This window comes from Haemophilus haemolyticus, from assembly GCF_003493605.1.
GTDB lineage: Bacteria > Pseudomonadota > Gammaproteobacteria > Enterobacterales > Pasteurellaceae > Haemophilus > Haemophilus haemolyticus_J.
Window position 1 is genome coordinate 126209 of the sequence record NZ_QQKA01000004.1, and the last position, 7626, is coordinate 133834.

General features: G+C 39.1%; 8 protein-coding genes. 4 read left to right on the plus strand and 4 right to left on the minus strand.

The window, feature by feature from the left end; translation table 11 throughout:
• Positions 1–16: 16 nt before the first annotated feature.
• The 3 genes from rlmH to DV424_RS04680 form a co-directional block, all read right to left on the minus strand.
• Positions 17–484 carry a 23S rRNA (pseudouridine(1915)-N(3))-methyltransferase RlmH gene (gene rlmH / locus DV424_RS04670; protein WP_005649848.1) on the minus strand — a complete coding sequence of 156 codons (468 nt, stop codon included), beginning with the start codon at positions 482–484 and terminating at the stop codon, positions 17–19.
• A gap of 53 nt (positions 485–537) precedes the next feature.
• Positions 538–846, minus strand: coding sequence for a ribosome silencing factor (rsfS, locus tag DV424_RS04675; protein ID WP_005635481.1), 309 nt, complete (start codon positions 844–846; stop codon positions 538–540).
• A 125-nt stretch (positions 847–971) separates the two neighbouring features.
• Positions 972–2627: a putative transporter gene (locus DV424_RS04680; protein WP_105898861.1), complete on the minus strand. Its 1656-nt coding sequence runs from the start codon at positions 2625–2627 to the stop codon at positions 972–974.
• A gap of 205 nt (positions 2628–2832) precedes the next feature.
• Between DV424_RS04680 and DV424_RS04685 the strand changes: the two genes are divergently transcribed.
• The 4 genes from DV424_RS04685 (at position 2833) to mreD (ending at position 7420) form a co-directional block, all read left to right on the plus strand.
• A complete protein-coding gene (locus DV424_RS04685; protein WP_118859232.1) occupies positions 2833–4611 on the plus strand; it encodes an ABC transporter ATP-binding protein/permease in 1779 nt (592 codons plus the stop codon).
• A gap of 129 nt (positions 4612–4740) precedes the next feature.
• Positions 4741–5796, plus strand: a complete 1056-nt coding sequence (locus DV424_RS04690) for a rod shape-determining protein (RefSeq protein ID WP_118775210.1) — start codon at positions 4741–4743, stop codon at positions 5794–5796.
• 80 nt (positions 5797–5876) lie between these two features.
• Positions 5877–6932: a rod shape-determining protein MreC gene (gene mreC, locus DV424_RS04695; RefSeq protein WP_118859233.1), complete on the plus strand. Its 1056-nt coding sequence runs from the start codon at positions 5877–5879 to the stop codon at positions 6930–6932.
• On the plus strand, positions 6932–7420 hold the full coding sequence (mreD, locus tag DV424_RS04700; protein WP_118859234.1) for a rod shape-determining protein MreD: 489 nt from the start codon (positions 6932–6934) through the stop codon (positions 7418–7420). The genes mreC and mreD overlap by 1 nt, the downstream gene beginning before the upstream one ends.
• Before the next feature lie 43 nt (positions 7421–7463).
• On the opposite strand, the gene DV424_RS04705 is transcribed toward mreD, so the two are convergent.
• The coding region (locus DV424_RS04705) for an IS3 family transposase (RefSeq protein WP_154099475.1) at positions 7464–7626 on the minus strand (163 nt) is incomplete at its 5' end.

The following is a 7626-nucleotide window of genomic DNA, read 5'->3' on the forward strand; positions in this document are numbered from 1 at the left end:
TAAAAATAAGGATGTATCATTCTCGATGATAAGGATGATTAGTAGTGAGCGACCACGCACGATACAAACTTTCAGCCACTACAACACGAACAAGTGGGTGAGGTAATGTTAATGGCGAAAGCGACCAACTTTGCTCTGCAGCGGCTTTACATTCTGGCGAAAGCCCCTCAGGCCCACCAATCAACAAACAAACATCGCGACCATCATTTTTCCACGCTTCTAATTGCTCGGCTAACTGCGGTGTCGTCCAAGGTTTACCTGGAATATCTAACGTCACAACTTTACCTTTTCCACAGGCGGCTAACATCGCCTTACCTTCTTGCTCTAAAATACGTTTAATATCAGCATTTTTTCCACGCTTACCTGCTGGGATTTCAATCAGTTCAAAAGGCATATCTTTTGGGAAACGGCGTTGATATTCCTCAAAACCCGTTGTAACCCAAGAAGGCATTTTTGTTCCAACAGCAATTAACGTGATTTTCACAAGTCATCCTTATCTAAAAAGTGCGGTTATTTTTTACCGCACTTTACTAAAATTTACGCCCAAAGTTTCTCTAATTGATACATTTCACGGGCATCACGTTGCATGATATGTACGATAGCTTGACCAAGGTCCACCACAATCCAATCTGCAGTATTTTTCCCTTCTTCGCCAAAGGTTTCAAAACCTGCTTTTTTACATTCTGTAATTAAATTATCTGCCATTGCAGAAACTTGGCGGCTCGACGTACCCGTGCAAATAATCATATTATCCGTAATCGATGATTTTCCACGTACATCAAAATGTACAATATCTGTTCCCTTTAACCCATCTAAGGTTTCCATCAAAAATTCAACTAACGCCATTTTGTTCTCACTTAGCAATAAAAAGTGCGGAATTCTATCATTGAATACCCTCTCGCGCAAAATCCACGCAAAAAATAAGCGCGAAATTAACCGCGCTTTTTATGTCTAAATTGAAATTATTTTTTCTATGCTGCCCATAACAATACCGCCAATAACTGTGGCGACATTATTCGCAAAAACATCACTAACGGATACACAGTGGCATAAGAAAGTGCTGCCGCACCGTTATCTTCTTTAATTTCATTCGCAAATGCTAAAGCGGGAGGATCCGTCATTGAACCTGCAAGTAAACCACAGATAGTTAGGTAATTAAGTTTTCCATATAAGCGTGCTATAGTCCCAGCAATAATCAACGGCACAAAAGTGATAAAAATACCGTATCCCATCCATTCAAGTCCCGAACCATTCACTAAAGTATCAAAGAAACTTCCACCTGATTTTAAACCGACCACAGCCAAGAAAAGAACAATCCCAATTTCGCGTAATGCCAAGTTAGCACTTGGTGGCATAAACCAGTAAAGTTTACCAATCGTGCCAATTCTCGCTAAGATCAACGCAACCACCAATGGCCCGCCAGCAAGTCCTAATTTTAACGCGACAGGGAAACCTGGAATATAAAATGGAATCGAACCAACGAGTACCCCTAAACCAATGCCGATAAACACAGGTAACATTTGCACTTGAAGCAATTTTTGTTGTGCATTACCAATAACTGAAATAGCCTGATTTAGTACATCACTGCGTCCGACCATATGTAACACATCGCCAAATTGCAGTGTGGTATTTCCCGTTGGAACTAACTCAATCCCTGCACGATTTAAACGTGAAATCACAACCCCATATTTTTGATGAATGCCTAAGGCACGGATCTTTTTACCTAAGACTTTTTCGTTCGTTACCACCACACGCTCAGAACGAATTTCGCCACTATAGGCAACGGTTGGTGCATCAACTTCATGCCCGATAATCAAACGCATTTTGGCAAGCGAATTATCATCGCCCACTAATTGCAAAATATCGTTGGTACGAATCTCAGTACTTGCCTTTGGAACGATTTCCATATCATCGCGTTTTAAACGTGAACATACGACTTCTTCATCGCTAAATCCAGGAATTTGAATTAACGTCAGACCATCTAAATTTTGATTAGTCACTTTTAAAGAAATATTATGTAAACTTTCTTTTTCTTGACCGCTCTCCGCATTAAAACGAGCGGCTTCATCGTCCACTTTGACTTTAAAAAATAAGCGGATTAACCACATTGCAAGCAAAATACCGCAAATACCGAATGGGTAAGCCATCGCATAGGACATCCCCATAGTTACAGTGGTTTGCGGCACGCCTAATTCTGCCAGAATTTGCTGCCCAGCCCCCAATGCAGGTGTATTAGTAACAGCACCAGAATAAATACCTAAAGCAATATCCAGAGGAACATCCGCAATTTTATGTACAAGAACCACGGCAATTGAACCCAGCACAATAATCAAAATGGCAAAGGCATTTAGCTTTAAACCAGATTTTCGTAAAGAAGAAAAAAAGCCCGGCCCAACCTGAATACCAATAGTATAAACAAATAAAATTAAACCAAATTCTTGCACAAAATGCAGCGTATGCGCATCCAGTTTCAAGCCATATTGATTAGTGAAATGGGCAACAATAATGCCGCCAAACAGCACGCCACCAATGCCAAGCCCAACCCCACGGATCTTCCAATGCCCGATCCATAAACCGATTACGGCAACGAGGGCAAGAAGACTAATCGTGATTGCAATATCACTCATATTGACCCCTTAAAAATGAAATTTAACTCCTTCGGATTATATACAAGTTGTTTTTTGAAAACCTTAACCAAACTCAAAAAATGCTACGTTCGTCACATTTTTTCTTGCGAAATCGAACATAGACTCTACAATACCGAAAAATTTTGACCCTTTTACAAAAAGTGCGGTTATTTTTCACCGCACTTTTAGCTCGTATGGAATATTTATGGATTACAGCCAAGAAGCCATTACTTCTCTTATTTGGATTTTACAAACGCTAGCCATCACCTCAGTCGTCTTTAGTTTTGGCATTTTTCTTTTGGTGCGTTTTACTCAATGGGGAAGACAATTTTGGATGTTTGCAGGTGGTTATCTTTCGCCTAAACGTAGTATAAAACCTATCCTATTCTTTCTGCTTATTGTTGCAATGACATTACTCAGCGTACGCATCAGCCTTGTACATTCTGAGTGGTACAAAAATATGTACACCTCATTGCAAGAATTTAATGAACATGTATTTTGGCAACAAATGGGCTTGTTCTGCGTCATTGCCGCAAGTTCTGTTTCAGCAGCATTAGTAAGCTATTATTTAGAGCAACGTTTCGTCATCAACTGGATTGAATGGCTTAACGAACAGCTTGTTGATAAATGGATGGCACATCGTGCCTATTACAAAACACAATATTTATCAGAAAATCTTGATAACCCCGATCAACGTATTCAACAAGATGTGCAATCTTATGTAAAAACCACGCTTTCTTTAAGCACTGGTGTCATTGATGCGGTAACCTCTATGATCTCTTATACGATTTTATTATGGGGATTAGCAGGGCCAATGATGGTACTTGGCGTGGAAATTCCGCATATGATGGTATTTTTAGTATTTGGTTATGTCATTTTCACAACCCTCATCGCATTTTGGCTCGGTCGCCCATTAATCTCATTGAATTTTATTAATGAACGCCTAAACGCAAACTATCGTTATTCTTTAATTCGCATTAAAGAATATGCCGAAAGCATTGCTTTTTATGCGGGCGAAAAAGTCGAAAAAAATCAGCTTTATCAGCAGTTCAATGCCGTCATTCATAATATGTGGATTATTGTATTTAGAACACTAAAATTTTCAGGATTTAACTTAGTCGTAAGCCAAATTTCTGTTGTTTTTCCATTGTTAATTCAAGTTGGACGTTACTTTGAAAAGCAAATAAAACTAGGCGATCTAATGCAAACCTTACAAGTATTTGGTCAGTTACACGCAAATCTTTCATTCTTCCGTAATACTTATGATAATTTTGCAAGCTATAAAGCAACGCTAGATCGTTTAACTGGGTTCAGTTATGCCATTGAAAAAGTAAATAATAAATCACAAACACAGATCCACAATCATCCAACAGATGTGATTTTCAAAAATTTAAGTATTCAAAATCCATTAGGTCATACACTAATTAAACATCTAAACATTACCTTACCGCAAGGAACAAGTTTACTTATTCAAGGAAAATCTGGGGCAGGGAAAACCACGCTTTTACGCACGATTGCTGGACTTTGGAACTATGCTGAGGGGGAAATAAATTGCCCTACGCACAATCAGCTTTTCTTGTCACAAAAGCCGTATGTGCCACAAGGAAATTTGATGTCAGCATTAGCTTATCCAAATAACGCTGACAATATTTCACATACGCAAGCGGTAGAAATATTAAATAAAGTGCAACTAGGGCATTTAACTGAACAATTAGAAAAAGAACAAGACTGGACGCGTATTCTTTCTCTTGGCGAACAACAGCGTCTGGCGTTTGCACGATTAATTCTACACAAACCAGCAGTGGCATTTTTAGATGAAGCCACAGCTAGTATGGATGAAGGTTTAGAATTTTCGATGTATCAATTGTTACAACAAGAACTACCACAAACGACAATCATCAGTGTGGGACACCGTTCAACCCTTAAAACCTTACATCAACAACAATTAATTCTGCAAGACAAAGGGCAATGGCAAGTGCTATAAAAAACGCTAAAAAACACTGTAATCGCAACGCTTTTTTTGATACATTTAGTGCAATTTTTTGTCTGTTTGACAAAGTCATTTTCTATTTTTTGTCAAACAAAACTAACTTTCATTTTAAACGGTATAATTATGTTATTTAAAAAAATTCGTGGGTTGTTTTCAAACGATCTTTCTATTGATTTAGGCACAGCAAACACTTTAATTTACGTTAAAAGTCAAGGTATTGTCTTAAATGAACCTTCAGTTGTTGCCATTCGACAAGATCGCGTTGGCTCATTAAAAAGCATCGCGGCTGTAGGTAAAGAAGCAAAATTAATGCTTGGACGTACACCAAAAAGCATCGCTGCTATTCGCCCAATGAAAGATGGTGTAATCGCAGACTTCTTTGTTACAGAAAAAATGTTGCAATACTTTATCAAACAAGTTCATAGCGGTAATTTTATGCGTCCAAGCCCTCGTGTGCTTGTCTGTGTGCCTGCTGGCGCAACTCAAGTAGAACGTCGCGCAATTAAAGAATCTGCAATCGGGGCTGGTGCACGTGAAGTGTATTTAATTGAAGAACCAATGGCAGCCGCAATCGGCGCGAAATTACCTGTTTCTACTGCAGTTGGTTCTATGGTAATTGATATCGGTGGTGGTACAACTGAAGTCGCTGTAATTTCCTTGAATGGTATCGTATATTCTTCTTCAGTTCGTATCGGTGGTGACCGTTTTGATGAAGCGATTATTTCTTATGTTCGCCGCACTTTTGGTTCTGTTATCGGCGAACCAACAGCAGAACGTATCAAACAAGAAATCGGTACAGCCTACATTCAAGAAGGTGATGAAATTAAAGAAATGGAAGTGCATGGCCACAATCTTGCTGAAGGCGCACCTCGTTCATTCACCTTAACCTCACGCGATGTTTTAGAAGCTATTCAACAACCATTAAATGGTATCGTAACCGCTGTTCGTACTGCTCTTGAGGAATGTCAACCAGAGCACGCAGCTGATATTTTTGAACGAGGTATGGTGTTAACTGGTGGTGGTGCACTATTGCGTAATATTGATACGCTTCTCTCTAAAGAGTCTGGCGTTCCAGTCATTATCGCAGAAGATCCATTAACCTGTGTTGCTCGCGGTGGCGGTGAGGCATTAGAAATGATCGATATGCACGGTGGCGACATTTTTAGTGACGAAATTTAATTTAGACCAAAAATAAAAAGTGCGGTTAAAAATGACCGCACTTTTCCTTTTAATCTTTTTATCTCAACGTAGGACGCTTAATGAAGCCTATTTTCGGTAAAGCCCCCCCGCTTGGCATTCGATTATTATTAACTGTAACCGCTTCCCTTTCTTTAATCTTAGCTGATGGTCAAACTAATTCAATGACTAAAGCTCGCAGTGCCATGGAAACTGCAGTGGGTGGACTCTATTATCTTGCTAATAGCCCTCGTACCGTATTAGATGGGGTATCAGATAATTTAGTAGATACCAGTAAATTACAAATCGAAAATAAAGTGTTACGCGAACAATTACGTGAAAAAAATGCAGATTTACTCTTACTAGATCAACTCAAAGTCGAGAATCAGCGTTTACGTTTATTGTTAAACTCCCCTTTACGCACCGATGAATACAAAAAGATTGCGGAAATTTTAACTGCAGAAACTGATATTTATCGTCAACAAATTGTTATTAACCAAGGCGAAAAAGACGGTGCTTATGTAGGTCAGCCTGTAATTGATGAAAAAGGCGTCATTGGTCAAATTATTTCTGTGGGCAATAACACCAGCCGAGTACTGCTCTTAACTGATGTCACTCATTCTATTCCAGTACAAGTTCTACGTAACGATGTTCGTGTCATTGCAAGTGGAACGGGGCATACTGATGAACTAACTCTTGATAATGTACCTCGTTCTGTGGATATCGAAAAAGGCGACTTACTTGTAACGTCTGGTCTTGGTGGTCGTTTCCTTGAAGGCTATCCAGTAGCAGTTGTACAAAGCGTTTCACGCGATGGTTCCAATTACTTTGCAACTGTCAAAGCCAAACCTCTCGCAGCTCTTGAACGCTTACGCTATGTATTGCTGCTTTGGCCAAGCAATTTAGATATGTCTAAAGTAAAATCTATGTCTCCAGAAGAAGTGCGTAATTTAGTACAAAAACGTTTAGAAAGCCAAGCGAATGAAGCTGATTACAAAGTAAAAAAAGCCCCGTTAACAGACGATAATCTTCAAGAAAATAAGGATAAATCAACGATTGAACCTGAAATTCCAACCGATGCACCGCAAAATGAAGAAGCTGTACCATCAGAACAACAAGAACATAGGGAAGAAGATTAATGCAAACTCGCTTTATTTTACAATGGCTCACAATTTTAAGCTTCTTTGTCGTGGCATTAGTGCTAGAACTCGCCCCCTGGCCACTTGGTTTTCAGGCATTTAAGCCTGCTTGGTTAGTTCTCGTTTTACTTTACTGGGTTCTGGCTATTCCAAATAAAGTCAGTATTGGATGGGCATTTTTGTTAGGACTTGTATGGGATTTAATCCTAGGTTCCACATTGGGTATTCATGCCCTAGTCCTTTCTGTGACAATTTATTTTGTGGCAAAAAACTATCTCGTACTCAGAAATTTATCACTTTGGTTTCAAAGTCTTTTAGTGATTGCGTTTGTGTTTATTGTCAGATTAGCTATTTTCTTAATCGAATTCTCCCTGCATACCGCATTTTTTAACTGGCAAGAAATCTTTGGGGCTTTAGCATCGGGAATACTATGGCCATGGGTATTTTTATTAATGCGTAAAATGCGCCGAAAAGTTAAATTACATTAAAAAAAGAGAGATAAATGATCTGACCCCAAAAAGTTAGACTGATTTAGTTCAAGGACTGAGTTCTGTAATTCACAGGGCTGAGTCCTTTTAGTTTCCCCTGAATGCGCTCATGGTTGTAATAATGAATATATTCATGAATCGTTTTTTCCAGTTGTTCGAACGTCTCAAATCGTTTGCCGTAATAACATTCCGTTTTTAATCGCCCA